Source organism: uncultured Ruegeria sp., assembly GCF_947497005.1.
Classification (GTDB): domain Bacteria; phylum Pseudomonadota; class Alphaproteobacteria; order Rhodobacterales; family Rhodobacteraceae; genus Ruegeria.
The window spans coordinates 13,701-32,902 of sequence record NZ_CANMFF010000012.1 but is presented as its reverse complement, the minus strand read 5'-3'; the positions used below and the strand labels follow the sequence as shown (position 1 = coordinate 32,902).

Sequence of the window (19,202 nt, the reverse complement as noted above, 5' to 3'; positions counted from 1 at the left end):
CTACTCCGTCACTTTGAATGACAGAGAACCAAGTTGCTGAATCTCGGTTGAAACGGTCATTCCTGCTTTTAACTCGACAGCGGCAGTTGCCGCGCCAGCTAACACGATGTCACCCGCCTTCAGTGTTTCACCCGACTGTGCGACCATCTTCGATGCTGCGGCAAGCGACCGCAGCGGATGGCCAAGAATAGCGGCGGATGACCCAACCGCGACAGGCTGGTCGTCAATCGACAGCACCATGCCGAGGTTGCCGATATCAAAATCCATAGCCCGCGCCGGCCCCATCAGATATCCCGAGGAAGAGCAATTGTCCGCAACGACATCGCAGAGATCGAATTTGAAGTTTTCAAAGCGCGAATCGATGATTTCAATTGCCGGCGCGACGCATTCCACGGCTGCGGCGGCTTCCGCGGTGGTCACCGGGCCAGCCAGATCTTTTTTCAGAATGAACGCTATTTCCGGTTCCGCGCGCGGGTGGACATATCGAGACATTGAGGTGCTGCCGCCGTCTTCGACATACATGTCGTTGGTCAATCGGCCCCAGATCATCTCATGTACCCCGACCTGCTCCATCTTGGAGCGACTGGTCAGGCCCATCTTGATCCCGACGCGGCGTTCTCCGCGTTTTAGCCGCTCGGCAATCGAGGCGGCCTGGATTAGATAGGCATCGGATACACTCAGGCCGGCGGCTTCGGAAAACTGAGCAATGGCCGTCGCCTCCTGCGCGGCTCTGTCCACTCTGCGGGCGAGGTCGATGATTTGGCTCACGTTACCTGTCCTTCCTTATTAGTCGAGCGTGCCAGATCCAGCGCGACATCAACGATCATATCTTCCTGGCCACCGACCATCTTGCGGCGCCCCAACTCCATCAGGATGTCGCGCGTGTCGATCCCGTATTCCGCGCTGGCTTTCTCGGCATGGCGCAGGAAGCTTGAATAGACACCTGCAAACCCAAGCGACAGGGTTTCGCGGTCAACCTGAACCGGGCGATCCTGCATCGGGCGCACAATATCGTCCGCGGCATCCATCAGCGCATAGACATCGCAGCCATGGGCAATGCCGGCGCGCAAGGCGGCCACCGCAAAGACTTCCAGAGGGCAATTTCCTGCCCCTGCCCCCATACCCGCAAGTGAGGCATCGACGCGTTTCGCCCCATACTGCACAGCAACCAGCGAATTTGCGACGCCCATGCCGAGGTTATGATGCGCATGGATTCCCATCTCGGTTTCCGGTTGCAGCACGTCGCGGAACGCTTTCATCCGCGCCACCACATCATCCGGCAAAAGCGCGCCGCCCGAATCGGTGACATAAACGCAATGCGCGCCGTAGCTTTCCATTAGCAAAGCCTGCTGCGCCAGCTTTTCGGGTGGGTTCATATGCGCCATCATCAGGAAGCCCGACACATCCATGCCCAGTTCGCGCGCCCGGTTGATGTGCTGTTTTGAAACGTCTGCTTCGGTGCAGTGCGTGGCCACACGAACCGAACGAACCCCGGCAGCATGGGCCGCTTCCAGGTCCTTGACGGTGCCGATACCCGGCAACAGCAACGTGGTTAATCTCGCGTGGTTCACGACATCGGCAACCGCTTCGATCCATTCCAAATCTGACTTCCGGCCAAAACCATAGTTGAAGCTGGTCCCATTCAGCCCGTCGCCATGGGACACCTCGATTGCGTCAACCCTGGCCCTATCCAGCGCCGAGGCAATCGCAACCACGTCATCTATCGAATACTGGTGCCGGATCGCATGCATGCCGTCGCGCAGGGTAACGTCCTGCACGTAGATCCGGCTTTCCTGAGATACATTGCTCATGCCAGAAGCCTTTTGATTGCAATTCGTTCGGCCGTGGCGAGCGCCGCAGCTGTCATGATATCGAGATTGCCCGCATAGTTCGGCAGGTAGTCACCGGCGCCTTCGACCTCCAGAAACACCGTCGTTTTCAGACCGCTCTTAAGTCCGATTTCAGGCAGGTTGACTGGATTATTGTCGCCAATGACTTCGAACTGAACTTGCTGTTTAAGCCGGTATCCCGGAACATAGCTTTGCACCTGGGCAACCATGTCCGCGACCGCAGCGCGAATTTCGTCCTGATTGGCATTGTCGGTCAGCGTGAACACCGTGTCACGCATGATCAGTGGCGGTTCCGCCGGGTTGATGACGATGATCGCCTTACCCTTCTTCGCACCGCCAACAATCTCAATCGCCCGCGAGGTCGTTTCGGTGAACTCGTCGATATTCGCCCGAGTGCCCGGACCAGCCGAACGGCTGGAAATCGAAGCGACGATCTCTCCATAATGGACGGGGGCAACTTTCGAGATTGCGGCGACGATCGGGATGGTCGCCTGACCACCGCAGGTCACCATGTTGACATTGGACACGTCCCGCAGCGCATCAAGGTTGACGACGGGCACGACAAATGGGCCGATAGCCGCCGGGGTGAGGTCCATCATGCAGACACCGTGGGGCGCAAGCGCCTCTGAATTGGCCCGGTGCGCTCCGGCGCAGGTCGCATCAAATACGATTTTGATGTCAGTCATTTCGGGCATGCGCAGCAGACCCTCAACACCCTCGTGGGTGACCGGTACACCCATTTCAGCGGCCTTTCTCAAACCATCTGAATCCGGGTCAATGCCGACAAAGGCCACACATTCAATCGGTCCGTCAGACCGCTGGATTTTTTTCAGCAGATCGGTTCCGATATTGCCAGACCCGATGATGGCCGCCTTGATTTTTTTCGCATGCGCCATTCTTCAAGACCCTGCAAAGACGGCACGAACCGAACCGAGGCCAGAGATATTCGCCTCATATGTCTCGCCGGATTTTGCTGGTGCCATTGGCCCCAGCGCGCCCGACATAATGACGTCACCGGCCCGGAGGCTCTGACCAAGTGAAGTCATTTTCTGCACCAGCCAGAGTGTGGCATTGAGGGGGTTCCCAAGACAGGCCAGCCCGGCGCCGGTGGCGATGGGCTCACCCCTGTTCAGCATCGCCATGCCACATAGCCGCAGGTCAAGCTCGGACAGTTTCCGTGGCGTTGTTCCAAGCACGCAGAGCGCGCCCGCGGCATTGTCTGCCACGGTGTCGGTAATCCGGATGTTCCAATCCTTTACACGGCTGTCCACGACCTCGATCGCGGGCAGCGCATGGTCAATTGCATCCATCAGTTCAGTAATCGTGACATCGGCATGTGCGATGTCACGGCCCAGAACAAATGCTATTTCAGCTTCGACCTTCGGGGCGATCAGTTGGGACGTATCAATATCCGAAGTGTCGCCCAGCATCATATCTGCGTAAAGAACGCCGTAGTCTGGCTGGTCTACGCCAAGCTGCTTTTGGACCGCTTTGGCAGTTAGTCCGATCTTGTAGCCAACCTGCCGCCGTCCGGACGCAAGAGCGTGTTCATGATTGATGCCCTGAACTTTGTACGCCGCGTCGATGTCGGTTTCGCCGATCAGGTCTCTTATGGGCGCGCAGGCCTTGCGGGTTTCCTGCGCTGTGCGGAGCAGCTCCGCTGCTTCGGCTATCTCTGCATTTTCAGACATGTCTATTTCCTAGTTCAACTTGGCGACGGAGGATTTGATCCTTTTCATCGCTTCGGCCAACAGCTCGTACGAAGTGGCAATCGAAATCCTGAAGTAGTTTGGCGCACCGAAAATGATCCCCGGTACAATTGCGACTTTTGCGTCGTTCAGAATGTATTTGCAGAAGTCATCGTCGTTGTTGATCACACCGTCAGCATGTTTGCATCCGACCAGCCCTTCCATGGAGGCGAAGGCATAAAATGCGCCCTCCGATTTGGGACAGCTCAATACGTTTGTCTCGTTCAGTTCCTTGACGACCAAGTCCCGGCGGCGCTCATATTCGCGGCATTGCTGCGCAACCGTTTCATCGGTGTCGTCCAGCGCGGTTATCGTCGCGGCCTGTGCAATCGAGCAGGCGCTTGTCGTGCTCTGGCTTTGAAGGGCCGCCATGGCCGCGATCAGTTTGGCAGGGCCTCCGGCATATCCAATCCGCCAGCCGGTCATCGCCTGTGCCTTGGATACACCGTTAACCACCAACATCCGGCCAGCGAGGTCTGGTGCCGCGTCCACAAAGCTCACAAAAGGCTTTCCGTCGAACACAATCTTTTCATAAATCTCATCGGTCAGGATCCAGACTTGCGGATGGCGGCGAAGTACGTCTGCTAGTGCCGCTAGCTCTTCACGGGAATAGACAGCGCCGGTTGGGTTGCTGGGGCTGTTGATCATCAGCCAGCGCGTGCGCGGTGAAATCGCCGCTTCAAGCTCAGCAGCGGTAACTTTGAACCCATTTGCCGCTGAAGCATGCACCATGACAGGCGTGCCGCCGGCGATTTTTACGATTGCCGGATATGAGCTCCAAACAGGAGAAGGAATGACAACCTCATCTCCGGCATTGAGTGAAACCACCAGCGAATTGAAGAGAAGCTGCTTAGCACCAGTGGAAATTGCAATTTCATCGTCGCTGTAAATGATCTTCTGGTCGCGTTCAAACTTGCGCCGGACCGCAGCTTTGGCCTCGGGTATGCCGTGAACTGGAGTATATTTCGTGATGCCGTTCTGAATTGCCGCGATCCCGGCTTCCTTGACATTCTGAGGCGTGTCGAAGTCAGGCTCTCCGGCACCGAGCAGGATAACGTCATGGCCCTCCTTCTTCATCTTGCGTGCCAGTTCGCCGAGCGCCATGATCGGTGACACACCGGTCTTTGCAAAGACCGCATTAGGCTCAAAGACTTTCTCCTCGATTTCACCCTGACCGGCAATTTGCATAAGACGTCCTTTTCACTTCTTGAGTGCCCCGAAGTTATTCTGGTCACGCAGGAGAGGCCAATGAGTTCCACGTAAGCTTTATGATAAATATCTATGTATATCGCGTCGTATCATGAGTGGATTCAAAGACACAAATCCTACTTATTTATTGTTTTACATAGTAATTATGCTCTTTTACTCACCAGTTCTCGCTTTGCCTCATTGATCACGATGCTTTCGATTGATACGGTTCCTCAACATTTCTTTTGGGATGCCTTGGCGTGACGACAAGTCGAAACCGTGACTTCTTACCTACGCGCGAAGCGATCTTCGCATTCGATGCAGTCATGCGTCTAGGAAGCTATACCCACGCCGCTAAGGAGCTTGACATAACTCAGGCGACGGTGAGTTGGCATATCAAAACACTGGAAGAGGGATTGGATGTTCTGCTTTTTAAACGACACGGACGCAACCTGCGTCCTACCGATGCCGCAACCGCCTATCACGAAAAATCCATGGCGGCGATGCGACTTCTTCGCGAAGCTATTATGTCCCTAGACACAAAAAATGAGAAAAAGAATATTAGGGTAGCGGTACTGCCAACGGTCTCCAGCCGGTGGTTGGTGCCTAACCTTGCGCGCTTTCTCGAAGCTAACGACGATATCACGATCAGCCTCAGTGTAGAAACCAAACCCTTCAACTTTCGAACAACCGGATACGACGTCGCAGTCCACGCGGGTTACGGCGACTGGCCCGATGCCCATTCCGAGCTGTTGTTTCCCGAAGAAGTGATGGTTGTCTGTAGCCCCCAAATCCTGAAAAAGTATCAGGTCGCTTCGGAAACAGATCTTGCAAACATTCCTTTGCTGGTGACCGAGGTCGTCGGCCTGGGTTTTCTGGATCAGTTTCAGGGAAGGTCAATCCCCACTCCCAAAAACAAGGTCATCGAATTCGAAGCTTTCGGTTCGGTAGTGCGCGCTGCGGTTCAGGGAATGGGTATTGCAATACTACCTGTTTTTCTGATCCAGAGGGAATTACGCACTGGCGAACTCGTCTGTGCGTGGGGCGGTATGTTTAAAACCGGGCGTGGGTACTATCTTGTTCATCCACGGGACAGGCTCGATTTCGATTACGTAACCCGTTTTCGGAACTGGTCATTGGCTGAATCGGCCACGCTCGTGGTGTCAATCAAGAATCAACTTTCAAAACATCAAAAGCTGCAGCCTTTTTTGACTCGCGAATGATCCAGGATCGCAAGTTGCGAAACAGGGCAAAATCCAACTTAGTTTTGGAGTAGCAAAAGTAATAACCACGAGAAGTTTCAGCCAATAATCCGTCGACGGGAAGGAGTCGTCCTTTGTCAATATCTTCGTGCACTGTATGGGATGGAAGGAATGCAAGGCCGACGCCTTTGCGTGCGGCTGCAAGCACCGACTCATCGGGAACGCGTAGGTAACTGGTCGTGTGATCCAGTGTCAAACCAGCGGCTCGTGCCAGTTCGTCCCAGCCCAAAAAACCAGTGTCGGATTGCGCCGAAAGGTGAGGTTCGATCAAAGTGTGTCCGCAAAAACCTTTATCCGGGTTAGCAGGCTTGTTCGCCAGCAGATCTGGCGCGCCAACTACCAAACATGCCTCTTCGAATAACAGTTCGCTCCGGTAACCGGGCCGTTGGTCCGCGCTCAACGTGACTTCTGCATCAATCTGATCGTCTGCCTTTGTGCCGGATCGGACTCCGTAGACCGTGGCAATGGACGTATCAGTATGTGCTTGCAAGAACTCTGGCAGCGCATTTGTAAGCCAGGACATTTGTAACGTTAACGGAAGGCGTAGCACAAACTGCTTCTGACCATTGGTAAGTGCTGTCTCTCGCGAAGCAAATCGCAACTCACTCAGCCCTTCTTCCACAAGAGCCGCGAACTCTGCGGCATAACTCGCCAGTCTGATCTTGCGCCCGTCCCTGAGGAAAAGCCGAACGTTCAGAAATTCTTCGAGCCGCATAATCTGGCGACTAACAGCGCTTTGGGTAACCCCCAATTCCTGTGCGGCGCGTGAAAAGCTGCCCGTTCGGCAGACTTCCTCGAACACAACAAGAGCACGCAGGGAGGGTAACTCGCTCATTTTCTCATCTTCTGACGCCAGGCCACGCTGACGGGACCACCATTTCCAGCGTAACGGTTTGACGACGAACTACAAGATTTGACATCGTAAAAGCGGGGTAGGATTCAGAATTTGTCCCTGAGCTAAACGACATTTACACTAGGCTTCTCCGATACCGCCACTTCCAGAAAGGAAGAATCGTTTCCAAAAGCCTGATTGTTCAACAGATCGAGGAAGCGTTGGCTGTATTGGTGTCAGCCCATGTGGACCAAAACTTGCAGGACCAGACCGAACTTGAGCCTTTCCGAATTAAATTCGAAGAAACCCAAGATCAGCCGGGAGAGAGCTGATTTTCAGTGTTGCAAAATCTGGCTCAGGAATTCTTGGGTGCGCATATGTTGCGGATTGTCGAAAAAGCTATGGGGGTCGTTTTCCTCAACAATTTGACCCGCATCCATGAACACGACCCGGTCTGCGACCGCTTTGGCAAAACCCATTTCGTGGGTTACGCAGACCATTGTCATACCCTCTCGGGCCAGATGAATCATCGTTTCCAGCACTTCGCTTACCATTTCCGGGTCGAGTGCCGATGTTGGTTCGTCAAACAACATAACCTTCGGATTCATGCAGAGCGATCTCGCAATGGCGACCCGCTGTTGCTGTCCGCCGGAAAGTTGCCCAGGATATTTGTCTGCCTGTTCAGGGATACGTACGCGCTCAAGGAAGGTGCGCGCAGTCTTTTCGGCATCCGACCGATTTACCTTACGCACCCACATAGGTGCGGCCATCAGGTTTTCCAGAACTGTCATATGGGGGAACAGGTTGAAGTGCTGAAATACCATCCCGACATCCATCCGCACTTGATCGATATTTTTCATCTTGGCGTGCAATTCGACGCCGTTCACCTCGATCTTGCCCACTTGGTGTGCTTCGAGCCAGTTCAGCGTACGAATCATGGTGGATTTACCCGACCCGGATGGACCGCAAACTACAATCTTGTCGCCTTGATTCACCGAGAAGTTGATGTCTGTCAGAGCTTGGAACGTACCATACCACTTGCTGACACCGGTCATTTTTATAATTGGTTCGGCCATAAATCAGCTCCTTTAATGGCTCTTGGTACGAAAATGGCGTTCGATCTTGCTCTGAATCAACTCAAGACAAATCGACATCGCCCAGTAGATCAGCGCGGCCGTAACCAGCATTTCCAAGTGACGGTAGTCTTTTGAGCCGAGCGTGCGAGCGAGGAACATCAATTCCCAAACACCGATGATTGACACCAGCGAACTATCCTTCAGCATAGCGATAAACTGGTTTCCGGTGGGTGGAATAATAAGAGGGAACGCCTGAGGTAGAATGATCCGCTTCATCGTTAGACCAAAACCAAACCCGAGAGAGCGCGAGGCCTCCCACTGCCCTTTGGGAATGGACTGAATCCCAGCGCGGAAAATCTCGGTCATGTAAGCGCCGTAGCAGAGTGTCAGCGCCAGGATGCCAGCAGGAATTGCATCGATGACGTATCCCAGCTGCGGCAGACCAAGATAGATCAGGTAAACCTGCATCAGCAAAGGAAGCCCGCGAAAGAATGACGTGTAAAAGCTGGCAATCGCGTAGGCAAATCCATTCGACGATAGCTTTGCTACCGCGCCAACTATTGCAACCATGGCGGCCAAAGTGATTGAGAGCGCCGAAACATACAGCGTCGTAACTAGGCCCTGCGAAACCATGAACCATATCTTCGACCGAATAAATTCAAAATTTAAGTCAAAGCCGTAAAAGAACGCCATAAAGAGGATGAACAATTCAGCCCAAACGATCAGGACCTGTATGCGAAACCGTACAAACCCGATGGCTACGACGTTGATTGTGAGTAACAAACCAACTAAGAACCCTACTGACAAGCTGCCCAAAAAGCCCGCTTCTGATGGCTCACCGATCACCGGACGCATTAAGTGGCCGAATAAAGACTCTGTCAGATCAAATAGTGTGAAAAGCGCCGTAAATATCAACAGCATTCCAACTACAAAACTGGGCTTGTGGACTAGCGTTTCGCTCTCCACCGTATCCGCGTACAGCATCCTGGCAACTCCTATTGAGGCCATCCAGCCCGATTGAACACCGGGCTGGTCACAATTGTCTTAGTAGCCTTTGGTGAAATCGTGGTTGAACCACTTCAGCGAGATTTCGGTGAGAGTCCCATCCTCATGCATCGCCTCGATAATCTCAGCCAGCTTGTCGTTGAATTCCTTATCGCCTCTGTCGATAGCGACGGTCAGCGGTTCATAAAACAGTGGATCACCAACGATCTTAATCGGGTAACCGTCTTCGATCGCCTTCACCAGCGGCGGGAAGCCAGCAATGATCCCGTCCAAGCGAACACCGTCACCTAGGCGAAGGTCGTCAAGACCAGGAGCGGTACTCGGATAAGAACGGATTTCACCCGGATCGATTTGGAAATTAATATCCTGACCATCAATGACGAGGCTGTGATCTAGGTAGTAGTAATAGGTCGTGGCTTCCGTCGCGCCCACAACTTTGCCGCTCAGATCGGATGGCGTCGTCGCCGTACTATCTTCATGAACTCCAAGTGAATTGGGCGTATAGTAGTAGACGGCCGGGAAATCCAGGACCGTGGCACGTTCCTTGGTCGGGGTCATAGAGCCTACGGAAATATCCCAGCGCCCATTCCAGCGACCTGCGGTGATCACACCCCAGTCAGGCGTGACAAATTCGATGCCCACACCAAGACGTTCGGCAATTGCACGGGCAACGTCCACGTCAAACCCATCCATTTCGTTGTTTTCGTTAACGAAGCTTTGCGGCGGCCAGTTTGCGTCAGTTGCCACTTTCAGCACGTTGTTCGACATAACTCGGTCCAAGGCTTCACCAGCGAAGGCCGATCCCGCAATTGCCATCAGCGATGCAGCGGCGGCGCCCATAAGGTAGCGTTTCGTAATCATGGAGTTCTCCCTTTGTTGATTGCTACTTTGTGATCTCTTGTTTGGATTACCCAGGTTCTTGCGCATCCAATTCAGCGACGTTCAGGTGCAGGCCAGTGCGCGCCAGAACACGTTCGTATTCCGCTAAAGTGAAATTATCGGCGACGGGCGATGGTGACCGGATGAAATCCGACGTGATTATGCCCATCTTGTTGTAAACATGCTTGCGGAACGACAGTCCCAAACCGGGTTGGAACTCGTAGCGAAAAACCGAAGCATAGGTATCAAAAACCCTGTTCGCTTCATCATGGTTGCCGCTCTCAAACAGGTTGAATATCCTTATTAGAACCTCAGGAAACGAGAAGCCGGACATGATCCCATTGGCACCGCGCTCCATTTCCTCGGCCATGTAAACTGCGCCTAAGCCGCCGAAAATGCCGATCCTGTCGCCAACAAGACAACGCAACTTCGAAGTCTTCGGACCGACTGGCTCATCTTCCAGTTTAATGTAGGGTGTGATTTCGTCGTCGACCAATCGCTTGATCAATTCGGGTGAATGTTTGATCCCCCCGAAGATTCCGGGATAGTCGTGTATGGCGACAGGAATAGATACAGCTTCTGATACACTCTTGTAGTGCTGATATTGCGCCTCGTCATTTTGGACTGGCAGCGGAGCGACATAGACTGCATCAATTCCATAGGCCTCGGCTTCCTGGGCCTGCTGCACTGCGCCAATCGTTCCAAGCGCTCGAATGCCCGACCAGAGGACAAGCTCCTTACTCTTGTTGTCTCGCGTGGCAGACAAAATCTCTTTGCGTTCCGCATCGGATATATTGTGGGCTTCACCCATGAACCCCAAAACGCATACGCCATGCACCCCGGTGTTGTTGTGGTGCCGGATCAATCTGGCTTGGCTTTCAACATCCACTGCACCGCTGCTGGTGAACGGCGTAGGCAAGATGGGAAAGACACCTCGATATAGTTCAGACGAAACCGACAATTTTTTACTCCGTTTGCAGTGGAGGGTGCGGATTAACACCTCCGTGCAAACTCCAACAAAGCTCACTGGACAGGCAAACAACTAATCTTCACGATGCATGACTTCTATCAATGGAAAAAGCTCGGTCTTTGCATCGAACACATCGCAGAACGCGTTCTACCCCTTTCCAGTTATTGGAGATAGGATCGTGAAGAAAAAATTTTAAAATAGTTATTTATCAATGCGATATATTCAATCAGACAGAGAGAAATACACAGCAGCCGAAACATCCCCCAAAAGTCCGTGCGGTTGATTACGCCTAACAAACCCGTTTGAAGACAAGTGGTTTCATTGCTTTCTGTCACATGGTTTGGGTTGCAATTCCGTTGAAAATCGATTTCTTCCTGAGAAAAATTCCTATGCACAAGCTATGAAATATCAGCAGATAAGATTGGTGAGGTAGATGGATTTTGATCAGGTTGTCGATAGGCGCAATACTTTTTCAAATAAATGGGACGACATGAAGGCGGTATACGGTATCTCTCCGGATACCGGCATCGCAATGTGGGTTGCGGACATGGACTTCCGTTCACCGCGCTGCGTTCAGACAGTACTTAGTAAAGCCGTTGATCATGGCATTTTTGGATATATGAGCAATAGCACAGGTTATCTCGAAGCAATCTGCTGGTGGATGCACAGCCGACACGGATGGGCAATTCGACCTGAGTGGATTCAGACGACCAACGGTCTGTGCAACGCGATAGCGCTTATTCTCGATACCTTCACGCAGCCGGGCGATCATGTCATACTCTTCAACCCGGTGTATCATGCGTTCGAAAAGACCATTCGGTCGGCCGACCGCCAAATAACCCAGTGTCCGTTGGTCAGGGTGGGTGATACTTACAGGATGGATTGCGACAACTACGATCAGTTCCTGACCGGCAAAGAAAAGGCCGCCATTCTCTGCTCTCCTCATAATCCTTCGGGACGTGTATGGCACCCAGAAGAGCTTCGCAGCGTTGCAAGATTTTGCGAAAGAAACGACTTACTTCTGATCTCGGACGAGATTCATCAAGATCTCGTTTACTCAGGTAACAAGCACACTCCCCTTCCCGTCGCGGCGCCTGACGCAATTGATCGCATCATCGTTCTCTCCTCCGCGTCAAAAACCTTCAACATTGCCGGATTGCATACGGGTCAAGTCATCATCCCGGATGAGACGCTGCGCGCACGCTTCAATAACCGAGTGGCTGCACTGGCAATTGGGTCGAACAGCGTGAGCGTTAGAGCAACAACGGCGGCATATAGTCCGAATGGAGCGAAATGGGTTGATGAATTAGTCAGCTATCTTGACGTGAATAAGGCTATGTTTGAGTCCGGCGTGAATTCCATTCCCGGTGTACAGGCGATGCCTGCCCAATCTACTTATCTGTGCTGGATCGATTTCGCCGGAACCGGATTGTCAATCAAGGAGGTCGAAGACAGGGTTTTCCGCAAGGCAGAGATTGCGGCGAATGCAGGCCGCACATTCGGCCCGGGTGGTGAGAACTTTATGCGTTTTAACGTCGGCATGCCACGCTCTCAGGTTAACGAGGCGATAGAGCGCCTCAACTTTGCTTTGCGCAGCTAGTTTGCTTCCTGAAAATGTGACGTCGATGCTAATATTTCGTAGCTCCATTGCAGACTTATTGCTACAGCCGGGGCATGGATGGATGGCCATGTTCACGCCTTTGCCTCCTTCGGCCGTGTCCCTCCCTCGGTCCATTTCGACAATGACAGTTGCCGGATGTGTCGCAAACTTTTGACCTGGATTGACGAGCGTATAGATTTCGACTTTTGGTGTCCGCGCATTGTTCTCCAACAGGTTTCAGCATGATTTCCTTGAAAGGCTGCCATTTTCCCAAGGATGCGGTTTTGTACGCCGTTTACTTCTACCTGCGGTACACGGTTTCTTATCGCGATTTGGAAGAGATCATGGCTGAGCGCGGTGTGCGAGTTGACCACGCCACATTGAATAGGTGGGTTGTGAAGTTCTCGCCGATCGTCGCAGCTCGCGCGCAATCGAAGAAGCGCCCAACGCAGAGTTCATGGCGTATGGATGAGACCTATATTCGTGTTCGCGGGAAGTGGATGTATCTCTATCGAGCAGTCGACAAACACGGCAAGACCCTTGATTTCATGCTGTCTGAGCGACGAAATCGTCCAGCAGCTACTAGGTTCTTTGCCAAAGCACTGTCGTCAAACGGGATCCCAAACAAAATCGTCATGGACAAAAGCGGCGCAAATGCAGCTGGCATTCGAGAAGTGAAAAGGATCCTGAAGCGGTTCGGCTGCCCAGCCAAAGTACAAACGATCAGGTCCAAATATCTCAACAACCTGATTGAGCAGGATCACAGATTCATCAAGCGACGCGTGCGGCACATGTGCGGGTTCAAGTCGTTCAGATCCGCGTCGGCGACATTGGACGGCATTGAGGTCGCCAACATGATCCGCAAGCAGCAATTCCCCAGCACTACCACGTCGGGCTTTCGGCTATTTGCCGAGATCGCAGGATAGGTGTGTCCGGTAGGTCGCTGGCGCTGGCTGTTCTAAATGTTTGCGACACATCCCCTGAACGCCGATGACTGTCGCGATGTGGCTCTTGCCAGAACCGGGGCCGCCGATCAGGACAACGTTCTCTGCATTTTCCATGAACTCTCCGCGGTGCAATTGCCGGACAGTGGCCTCGTTGATCTCGCTGGATTTGAAGTCGAAGCCTGCGAGGTCTTTGTAAGAGGGGAAGCGCGCCACCTTGGTGTGATAGGCGATTGGGGTATGGCGGGGGCTATTTTGATCGCACGTTAGCGGTGCTGGACCCGGCCTTGTTCAAGATTGGCATTGGCTATGCGACAGCCAAGCTGCCGACGATCTATCCGCAACCACATGACATCGCGATGGACCTCATTGTGACCGAAGCAGGTGTCTTGGAAGATTGCGTCGTTCGATAAGTTCAGTCGAAACCCATATACAACGTCGTGTTCAATTGTATTTCCTTCGCCGAACGATCCAAGTTCGCCGAGAAAAACGCGGACACCACGCCCGCCACAAAAACGCTCATCTGGTCTAAGGGCATAGCGGTCCTTCACGCTTAGCGCAGAGAATGCGTCGAGCGAGCCCATAGTAACGGATGCTGCAAAAATCCAGATGGTTGCTTTATTGCGGTGCCGCGGATCGCTGCGTTCAGAGTACCAAATAATGTTACCTATCGGCGTATTTGTACGAGGCAAATGTATCCAAGAAAAGGCGAACTCTTGGCAGCGTTAAGCGTCGGGTCGGCATCAGCGCAAAGACTTTTAGTGGCTGACATTCGTAGTCAGCAAGAATGCGTTTCAAAAGCCCGGCATCGACTTCGTTCTTGCAAAACGTCGATGTTACCCGAAATATCCCGACACTTTCCACGGCTGCGCGTTTGCGAAAATCGGCATTAGCACTAATCAGGCGTGGCTGACCAACATCAATATCCAGCGGTTCACCTTCACCATTTGCTGGTGTAAACCGCCAGGTTTTTTCGTCCACCCCACATAAAAGTGGAAGTCCCGTCAGATCCTCGGGCGTTCTTGGTTCTGCGTAATGGCGAAGAAATTTCTGTGAGGCGAATATCCATCGATCCAATTCAAATACGCGTTTCACGACGATAGTGGAATTGGGTAACTCCCGATCTGTCATCGAGAACACGATGTCGTAGTTGGTGTCATAAAAATCGACCAATCCATATTTGATATCCAGAATAATCCGCAATTCGGGGTATACGGCCATCAGGTGTGCGGCAACCGAAGACAGATGATGTGCCCCAAACTCATAAGGAGCGGCTAGCTGCAGCGTGCCGGAAATGGATCTGCCTTGCGTTTGCGCGGACAGCATCAGGTCCTGCAGGGCATCCAGATGCTCTCCGCTGTCATTGTAAAGATGCACTCCTGCGTCGGTCAGCCTGATGCGCCGGGTTGAACGCTCAAGCAGCCGAAGCCCCAGATGTGCCTCCAACCGAGACACCGCTGTGCTGATGCTCGACTTTGGCCGCCCAAGATTGCCTGCAGCTTTTGTGAAAGATCCATCAGCTGCGACCTGTCGGAAAATGTTCAAATCATCAAAGCTCATTGTTCAAATTATCGAACAAAGTTTTCATGAATCAAGACTATTCGAATGATCCCGCCCATGATTGAATAAGTTTTGCGAACAACTCTGCGTCAAATAACGCCGCCACCAGACTCCTGAAAACCGAAGGAATATGGCGAAAGATCACCAAACACGCAGGCCATAACATCAAATGCATAGGCGTGATCCTATGTGCGTTGGGGGGACAGCATAATGCGGGCGATAATTATCGGGGCGGGAATGGGCGGGTTGATGACGGCCCTGGCGTTGCGCCAATCCGGTGTCTTTTCATCTGTCGATGTCTTTGAGCAGACGGAAAAGCCCAGCACGGCGGGGGCCGGTTTGAACATCCCCCCTAACGGCGCGCGGCTCTGCCGGTGGCTGGGTGTGGATCTTGATGGTGGTGACCCCAAGGGGCCGGATGGTGCCGTTGATGGTGGCCGGGCGGCCATTCTGAAATCGACACGCCAGTTCAACACCGACGGCAGTGTAACGGAGCGGCCCTTTGATCATGACACTGCGGTGGGGGACGGTGCCGGGTTTCATCACATGCACAGGCTGGACCTGCTGATGTGTCTGTATAAACGGGTGTTTGAATTTGGCCCCGACAGCGGCGGACCCTGCCCTATTGCGGTGCATATGGACAGCAGGCTGACCCAGTTGAATCAGACCGCCGACGAGGTGACGGCAACCTTCTCGAATGGGAAAGTTGCAACCGGCGATATCCTCGTCGGAGCTGATGGGATCAACTCGGTTACCCTGCATCTGGCATGGCCGAACCCACGCCCCAAGCGCTGGACCGAGGTAACGGTTTTTCGTGGCCTCATTCCTCGCGAAGATGTCGCGGCACTTCGTAAGGCGGACGGCAGTCCGCTGGATCACAATCCCATCGATTCTTTCAGTATGGACCGCCACAAGACAGACACCAGCGGGTTGACATCATACTGGGTTCGGGGCGGCGAATTGCTGAATGTCTGGATTTCGTATTTCCAACCCAATTCAGCCGAATTTGAACAGGAAGAAGGCGATTGGTTTCCTGTCAGCAAAGAGGAAATCATCCGCGACGTCACCCGCGCCTTTGTGGAAAGCCCCAATCGCGGCGATCTGATCGCCCTTGCAGGGGCAATTGTGCGCCCTACCAAATGGGGGCTTTATGACCGTGATGCTCTCGAAACCTGGGTGCAGGGTCGCGTCTGTCTGTTGGGTGATGCGGCGCATCCAATGCTCCCGACCTTTGGGCAGGGCGCCGCACAGGCGTTCGAGGATGCGGCCGCTCTTGCCGAAGTGTTTTCCCTGCACGGCACCGATATCACGAGCGCGATGCTGCACTATGAACGCGTGCGCCATTTCCGCGCCACGCGCTTCCAGCTCGGTTCCAAATTTGCCTTTGAACATCTGAGACCCAAGGATACTGCCGAGCAGAAAGCACTTCTTGAGGGCGTAGACGAGCGCGTCAGTCCGACCTTCTCCCACGACAAGGAACGAGGTGGCGAGGATGAATCGTGGATCTATGCCTATGACGCGCGCAACATTGGCACCAAACTCCCGCGCAAGAAACTGGGGCCGTGGGACTTTCGCAAATCCACCGAACTGCGCTATGCGGCAGCAAAGCAACAACTCTGGACGCCGGAGACATCGGCCAACGGAACCCGCAAAGTTACTCGTGAAGAGGTTGCCCAACACAATACCCGCGAGGATTGCTGGGTCATCATCTCGGGAAAAGTCTATGACATCACCGATTGGGCACCACATCACCCGGGTGGCGCCGGAATAGCGCGCATGTATGCCGGCAAGGACGGGACAGCCGAATTCGGGGACTACCACAGTGCGAAAGCCGTCAGGCACATGGCGCATTTCTGCATAGGGGAGCTCGTCGAGCGCGCGTCGTAACCCCAGCCCCAACTTGACAATCCGGGCAGGCAAGTCGCCAGTCTGATACCAGATTTCGATCCGGGCACGCCCGGTGCCGGACTGACAGAAACGGATGATGGTGCTGCGACCATCATCCGAAGGTTGTTATGCAACCACCCGCAAAGATGCTTTCATATGCGGATGATAGATGCAGAAATAGTCGCGCGTACCGACCTGGTCGAACGTCACGCTGGCCTTCTGGTTTTTTTTCAGCGCGCCGGTATCCCAGCTCTTGTCAACGCTGGTCGCCGTGTGTGGTGCTGCATCTTCATTCACCCATTCGACCGTGTCACCGGGCCTGATCTCCAGTTCCGGCGGTTCGAATTTGAACCGTTTGATCCGGACGACATGGGTTTTTGCAGAACCCGCCATACCGCCCGTGCCGATCAGGCCCAGCTGAGCGGCCAGCAGAACACCGAAGCTGCGCCGATTGAGGACATACATCAATTGGCGCATTGAAGCTCTGCAACCATCATTTCCGCGTGTTTTTCATGTTGCTGGAATGTGGCCAGGGCATCTTTCAGCAGTTCCGCCAGCGGCTCAACGGTAACGGCCGGAATAAAGCTGCCTTCGACTGTCGAGTTTACCAGTTGGTGATAGGCCAGTTCATTGGTTGCATAGGCGCAATCGAACGCATCACCACTCAGACCTGCAAGCTCGGCCCGTTTAGCTGCGGCCCCGTCATTAAGCGCCTTTGACAAATCGTTATCCTGCGGGGACACGTCCAGTTCGGTCAACAAAGCCAGCGCAGCTTCATTCACGGCATTGTGGTCGCGCAGCATCGTGGCGGCGAATTCGATGACAGCAGGATTGTCCGAGAGAGCCGTGGCAAGATGCGCGTAACGAACATCAATCGCGCCAGCCGTATAGGCCGTATGTGCGATTTCAAGGTCATTCATCGCCTCTTGCGCCAATGCGCCGGTTGAACACAGGCCTGCGACAAGGATGCTGGTCAGTTTCAGATGTTTCATGATGGGTTTTCCTTCTTGGGGTTTCGTGTTGGTTCGCCCTGCGCACCGGGCTTCTGTGTCAGGTTATTGCGGACTTCTTCCGAGGGTGTCTGGCGCGGGTTGCAGGTCGGGATGGTAGTGATTTCATATTTGATAATGTTTGTCATTTAAAAACATTACAAAGTTGCGTCAAGAGAAAACTTCCTTTATGTCGAAGGGAGTTCGATAACAGGTGCGGCCCAAATGCTTGGAAACAGTCAGACGGAAATTCTCAAAACCCTGCTATATGCGCAGGAAGCTGTGAATATTGACGCGATGTCGCAACATTTGGGCATTTCGCGAAACGCCACTTATCAGCACATAAAAACGCTGGAACGCGATGGGTTGATCGCAGGCCACAAGATTGCGCGCACAAAAGGGAGGCCAAGCCAGACCTATCAACTGACACGCGCAGGGCGCGCCACGTTCACTCAATCCTATGCACTTGTTGCAACATCGCTGATCGATGCGTTGAAAAAAAAGATGACCGAGGCAGAGCTGAAGGACCTTCTGGAGGATCTTGGTGGCTCGCTTGCCGCCGGTGTGAACGAAGACCTGACGTCAATGCCATTGCCCGAGCGAATATCGAGAATTGCGGACCTCATGGAAACTCTGGGATACGAAACGGAACTCGAAGGCGACGAAACAGCGTCGAAAGCACCGCCCGAAATCGTCGCGCATAATTGCGTGTTTCATGACGTTGCCGAAGAACATCCAGAGGTCTGTTCTATGGATTTAGCTCTGCTCGACTCACTTTCGGGATGCGAGGTTGAGCACCGCGAATGTATCGTGCGCGGTGAAAACAAATGCAGGTTTGCGTTTAAGGAAAAAAACTAACCAGGCCCAACATCGGTGTCCGATAGCGGCCATTGGCGCGGCCGCAGCGAAAGAGTGCTGTGTCTAAGATTTTTTGATGCGGGCCAGTGCGTTAGGTTTGGTCTTGTCCCGGTGGCCCGCATCAAAAAATCTTAGACAAACCCGCCGTTAGCCCAATCTATCTCAATGGCAGCTATACACCTTAGAAATTTGCAAACAAGAGTTTCGATAATTGATAATTTTCAAAGTCCCCCTGAGATTTTCACGATGTACAGGTGCACCCGTCCATCGCGAAAATTATGTCTCCATCCCGGATTCATCGAGGCCGGTTTTGTTGGAAAATATCAGAATTCGACCAACTGGCGATAGATTTCCGGATCCGTGGCCCCTTCAGACCCGATCAACAACACGCGAGAAGTTTCCGATAGATCCAACGCTGTTTTGAGGTCGGAATTCTGGCATGCAGCATTGAGACCAGAAAGTCCGTAGATTGCACTTTCACCCGCGACAATTTCCGGATCACCCTCAATCGGGCGGGCGAGCAACCGCATGGCTGGGGTTCCGTTGCAAACTTT

The 19,202-nt window shown here is 53.3% G+C and carries 21 protein-coding genes and 2 pseudogenes; 6 read left to right on the top strand and 17 right to left on the bottom strand.

Annotated features, from left to right (window positions below):
• The 5 genes from Q0816_RS16800 to Q0816_RS16780 are packed head-to-tail and all read right to left on the bottom strand — an operon-like array spanning position 1 to position 4,786.
• A complete protein-coding gene (locus Q0816_RS16800; RefSeq protein ID WP_298852687.1) occupies positions 1-768 on the bottom strand; it encodes a fumarylacetoacetate hydrolase family protein in 768 nt (255 codons plus the stop codon).
• Entirely contained in the window at positions 765-1,811 is a 1,047-nt protein-coding gene (gene dmpG, locus Q0816_RS16795; RefSeq protein ID WP_298852686.1) for a 4-hydroxy-2-oxovalerate aldolase, read from the bottom strand. The genes Q0816_RS16800 and dmpG overlap by 4 nt, the downstream gene beginning before the upstream one ends.
• On the bottom strand, positions 1,808-2,746 hold the full coding sequence (locus Q0816_RS16790) for an acetaldehyde dehydrogenase (acetylating) (RefSeq protein ID WP_298852685.1): 939 nt from the start codon (positions 2,744-2,746) through the stop codon (positions 1,808-1,810). Before Q0816_RS16790 ends, dmpG begins: the two co-directional genes overlap by 4 nt.
• A gap of 3 nt (positions 2,747-2,749) precedes the next feature.
• The gene (locus tag Q0816_RS16785; protein ID WP_298852683.1) at positions 2,750-3,541 is read right to left on the bottom strand and encodes a fumarylacetoacetate hydrolase family protein; all 792 of its coding nucleotides are present in this window, start codon (positions 3,539-3,541) and stop codon (positions 2,750-2,752) included.
• Between the two features lie 9 nt (positions 3,542-3,550).
• A complete protein-coding gene (locus Q0816_RS16780; protein WP_298852681.1) occupies positions 3,551-4,786 on the bottom strand; it encodes a pyridoxal phosphate-dependent aminotransferase in 1,236 nt (411 codons plus the stop codon).
• Positions 4,787-5,046: 260 nt separating this feature from the next.
• Between Q0816_RS16780 and Q0816_RS16775 the strand changes: the two genes are divergently transcribed.
• Complete coding sequence (locus Q0816_RS16775) at positions 5,047-6,009, top strand: LysR substrate-binding domain-containing protein (protein ID WP_298852678.1); 963 nt, start codon at positions 5,047-5,049, stop codon at positions 6,007-6,009.
• Here Q0816_RS16775 and Q0816_RS16770 read toward each other — a convergent pair.
• The 5 genes from Q0816_RS16770 to Q0816_RS16750 all read right to left on the bottom strand — a co-directional run bounded on the left by Q0816_RS16770 (position 5,954) and on the right by Q0816_RS16750 (position 10,801).
• Positions 5,954-6,883, bottom strand: a complete 930-nt coding sequence (locus tag Q0816_RS16770; RefSeq protein WP_298852674.1) for a LysR family transcriptional regulator — start codon at positions 6,881-6,883, stop codon at positions 5,954-5,956. The two genes, Q0816_RS16775 and Q0816_RS16770, sit on opposite strands and share 56 nt — an antisense overlap.
• A gap of 332 nt (positions 6,884-7,215) precedes the next feature.
• A complete protein-coding gene (locus tag Q0816_RS16765) occupies positions 7,216-7,956 on the bottom strand; it encodes an amino acid ABC transporter ATP-binding protein (protein WP_298852672.1) in 741 nt (246 codons plus the stop codon).
• Between the two features lie 12 nt (positions 7,957-7,968).
• Positions 7,969-8,940, bottom strand: coding sequence for an amino acid ABC transporter permease (locus Q0816_RS16760; protein WP_298852670.1), 972 nt, complete (start codon positions 8,938-8,940; stop codon positions 7,969-7,971).
• Positions 8,941-9,000: 60 nt separating this feature from the next.
• Complete coding sequence (locus Q0816_RS16755) at positions 9,001-9,822, bottom strand: transporter substrate-binding domain-containing protein (protein ID WP_298852668.1); 822 nt, start codon at positions 9,820-9,822, stop codon at positions 9,001-9,003.
• 46 nt (positions 9,823-9,868) lie between these two features.
• A complete protein-coding gene (locus tag Q0816_RS16750; RefSeq protein ID WP_298852666.1) occupies positions 9,869-10,801 on the bottom strand; it encodes a dihydrodipicolinate synthase family protein in 933 nt (310 codons plus the stop codon).
• 442 nt (positions 10,802-11,243) lie between these two features.
• Between Q0816_RS16750 and Q0816_RS16745 the strand changes: the two genes are divergently transcribed.
• A complete protein-coding gene (locus Q0816_RS16745; protein WP_298852663.1) occupies positions 11,244-12,410 on the top strand; it encodes a MalY/PatB family protein in 1,167 nt (388 codons plus the stop codon).
• A gap of 242 nt (positions 12,411-12,652) precedes the next feature.
• Positions 12,653-13,336, top strand: a complete 684-nt coding sequence (locus tag Q0816_RS16740) for an IS6 family transposase (RefSeq protein ID WP_298852660.1) — start codon at positions 12,653-12,655, stop codon at positions 13,334-13,336.
• A gap of 48 nt (positions 13,337-13,384) precedes the next feature.
• Here the strand turns inward: Q0816_RS16740 and Q0816_RS16735 are convergent.
• A pseudogene (locus tag Q0816_RS16735) lies at positions 13,385-13,588 on the bottom strand (ATP-binding protein); the annotation flags it as partial.
• A gap of 53 nt (positions 13,589-13,641) precedes the next feature.
• Between Q0816_RS16735 and Q0816_RS16730 the strand changes: the two are divergent.
• Positions 13,642-13,767: a hypothetical protein gene (locus tag Q0816_RS16730; protein WP_298852657.1), complete on the top strand. Its 126-nt coding sequence runs from the start codon at positions 13,642-13,644 to the stop codon at positions 13,765-13,767.
• Positions 13,768-14,017: 250 nt separating this feature from the next.
• On the opposite strand, the gene Q0816_RS16725 is transcribed toward Q0816_RS16730, so the two are convergent.
• Together Q0816_RS16725 and Q0816_RS26085 are read right to left on the bottom strand one after the other, a co-directional pair.
• On the bottom strand, positions 14,018-14,680 hold the full coding sequence (locus Q0816_RS16725; RefSeq protein ID WP_298852655.1) for a substrate binding domain-containing protein: 663 nt from the start codon (positions 14,678-14,680) through the stop codon (positions 14,018-14,020).
• Between the two features lie 63 nt (positions 14,681-14,743).
• A pseudogene (locus Q0816_RS26085) lies at positions 14,744-14,914 on the bottom strand (LysR family transcriptional regulator); the annotation flags it as partial.
• A gap of 210 nt (positions 14,915-15,124) precedes the next feature.
• On the opposite strand from Q0816_RS26085, the gene Q0816_RS16720 reads away from it, so the two are divergent.
• Positions 15,125-16,801 (top strand): cytochrome b5 domain-containing protein, encoded by a 1,677-nt coding sequence (locus Q0816_RS16720; RefSeq protein ID WP_298852653.1) that lies wholly within the window; start codon positions 15,125-15,127, stop codon positions 16,799-16,801.
• Positions 16,802-16,927: 126 nt separating this feature from the next.
• Here Q0816_RS16720 and Q0816_RS16715 read toward each other — a convergent pair whose 3' ends face one another.
• The 3 genes from Q0816_RS16715 to Q0816_RS16705 are packed head-to-tail and all read right to left on the bottom strand — an operon-like array spanning position 16,928 to position 17,939.
• Positions 16,928-17,278, bottom strand: a complete 351-nt coding sequence (locus Q0816_RS16715) for a cupredoxin family copper-binding protein (protein ID WP_298852650.1) — start codon at positions 17,276-17,278, stop codon at positions 16,928-16,930.
• Entirely contained in the window at positions 17,266-17,793 is a 528-nt protein-coding gene (locus Q0816_RS16710) for a DUF4142 domain-containing protein (RefSeq protein WP_298852645.1), read from the bottom strand. The genes Q0816_RS16715 and Q0816_RS16710 overlap by 13 nt, the downstream gene beginning before the upstream one ends.
• On the bottom strand, positions 17,790-17,939 hold the full coding sequence (locus Q0816_RS16705) for a hypothetical protein (protein WP_298852643.1): 150 nt from the start codon (positions 17,937-17,939) through the stop codon (positions 17,790-17,792). The genes Q0816_RS16710 and Q0816_RS16705 overlap by 4 nt, the downstream gene beginning before the upstream one ends.
• A 76-nt stretch (positions 17,940-18,015) precedes the next feature.
• Between Q0816_RS16705 and Q0816_RS16700 the strand changes: the two genes are divergently transcribed.
• Positions 18,016-18,648 (top strand): HTH domain-containing protein, encoded by a 633-nt coding sequence (locus Q0816_RS16700; RefSeq protein WP_298852641.1) that lies wholly within the window; start codon positions 18,016-18,018, stop codon positions 18,646-18,648.
• Positions 18,649-18,971: 323 nt separating this feature from the next.
• Here the strand turns inward: Q0816_RS16700 and Q0816_RS16695 are convergent, their stop codons facing one another.
• On the bottom strand, positions 18,972-19,178 hold the full coding sequence (locus tag Q0816_RS16695; RefSeq protein ID WP_298852639.1) for a hypothetical protein: 207 nt from the start codon (positions 19,176-19,178) through the stop codon (positions 18,972-18,974).
• Between the last annotated feature and the right edge of the window lie 24 nt (positions 19,179-19,202).

Coding starts and splice junctions, on each gene's coding strand:
- dmpG (WP_298852686.1), bottom strand. CDS start 1,811: ATGAGCAATGTATCTCAGGAAAGCCGGATCTACGTGCAGGACGTTACC.
- Q0816_RS16790 (WP_298852685.1), bottom strand. CDS start 2,746: ATGGCGCATGCGAAAAAAATCAAGGCGGCCATCATCGGGTCTGGCAAT.
- Q0816_RS16785 (WP_298852683.1), bottom strand. CDS start 3,541: ATGTCTGAAAATGCAGAGATAGCCGAAGCAGCGGAGCTGCTCCGCACA.
- Q0816_RS16780 (WP_298852681.1), bottom strand. CDS start 4,786: ATGCAAATTGCCGGTCAGGGTGAAATCGAGGAGAAAGTCTTTGAGCCT.
- Q0816_RS16770 (WP_298852674.1), bottom strand. CDS start 6,883: ATGAGCGAGTTACCCTCCCTGCGTGCTCTTGTTGTGTTCGAGGAAGTC.
- Q0816_RS16765 (WP_298852672.1), bottom strand. CDS start 7,956: ATGGCCGAACCAATTATAAAAATGACCGGTGTCAGCAAGTGGTATGGT.
- Q0816_RS16760 (WP_298852670.1), bottom strand. CDS start 8,940: ATGCTGTACGCGGATACGGTGGAGAGCGAAACGCTAGTCCACAAGCCC.
- Q0816_RS16755 (WP_298852668.1), bottom strand. CDS start 9,822: ATGATTACGAAACGCTACCTTATGGGCGCCGCCGCTGCATCGCTGATG.
- Q0816_RS16745 (WP_298852663.1), top strand. CDS start 11,244: ATGGATTTTGATCAGGTTGTCGATAGGCGCAATACTTTTTCAAATAAA.
- Q0816_RS16740 (WP_298852660.1), top strand. CDS start 12,653: ATGATTTCCTTGAAAGGCTGCCATTTTCCCAAGGATGCGGTTTTGTAC.
- Q0816_RS16725 (WP_298852655.1), bottom strand. CDS start 14,680: ATGCTGTCCGCGCAAACGCAAGGCAGATCCATTTCCGGCACGCTGCAG.
- Q0816_RS16720 (WP_298852653.1), top strand. CDS start 15,125: ATGCGGGCGATAATTATCGGGGCGGGAATGGGCGGGTTGATGACGGCC.
- Q0816_RS16715 (WP_298852650.1), bottom strand. CDS start 17,278: ATGCGCCAATTGATGTATGTCCTCAATCGGCGCAGCTTCGGTGTTCTG.
- Q0816_RS16710 (WP_298852645.1), bottom strand. CDS start 17,793: ATGAAACATCTGAAACTGACCAGCATCCTTGTCGCAGGCCTGTGTTCA.
- Q0816_RS16705 (WP_298852643.1), bottom strand. CDS start 17,939: ATGACAAACATTATCAAATATGAAATCACTACCATCCCGACCTGCAAC.
- Q0816_RS16700 (WP_298852641.1), top strand. CDS start 18,016: ATGCTTGGAAACAGTCAGACGGAAATTCTCAAAACCCTGCTATATGCG.
- Q0816_RS16695 (WP_298852639.1), bottom strand. CDS start 19,178: ATGCGGTTGCTCGCCCGCCCGATTGAGGGTGATCCGGAAATTGTCGCG.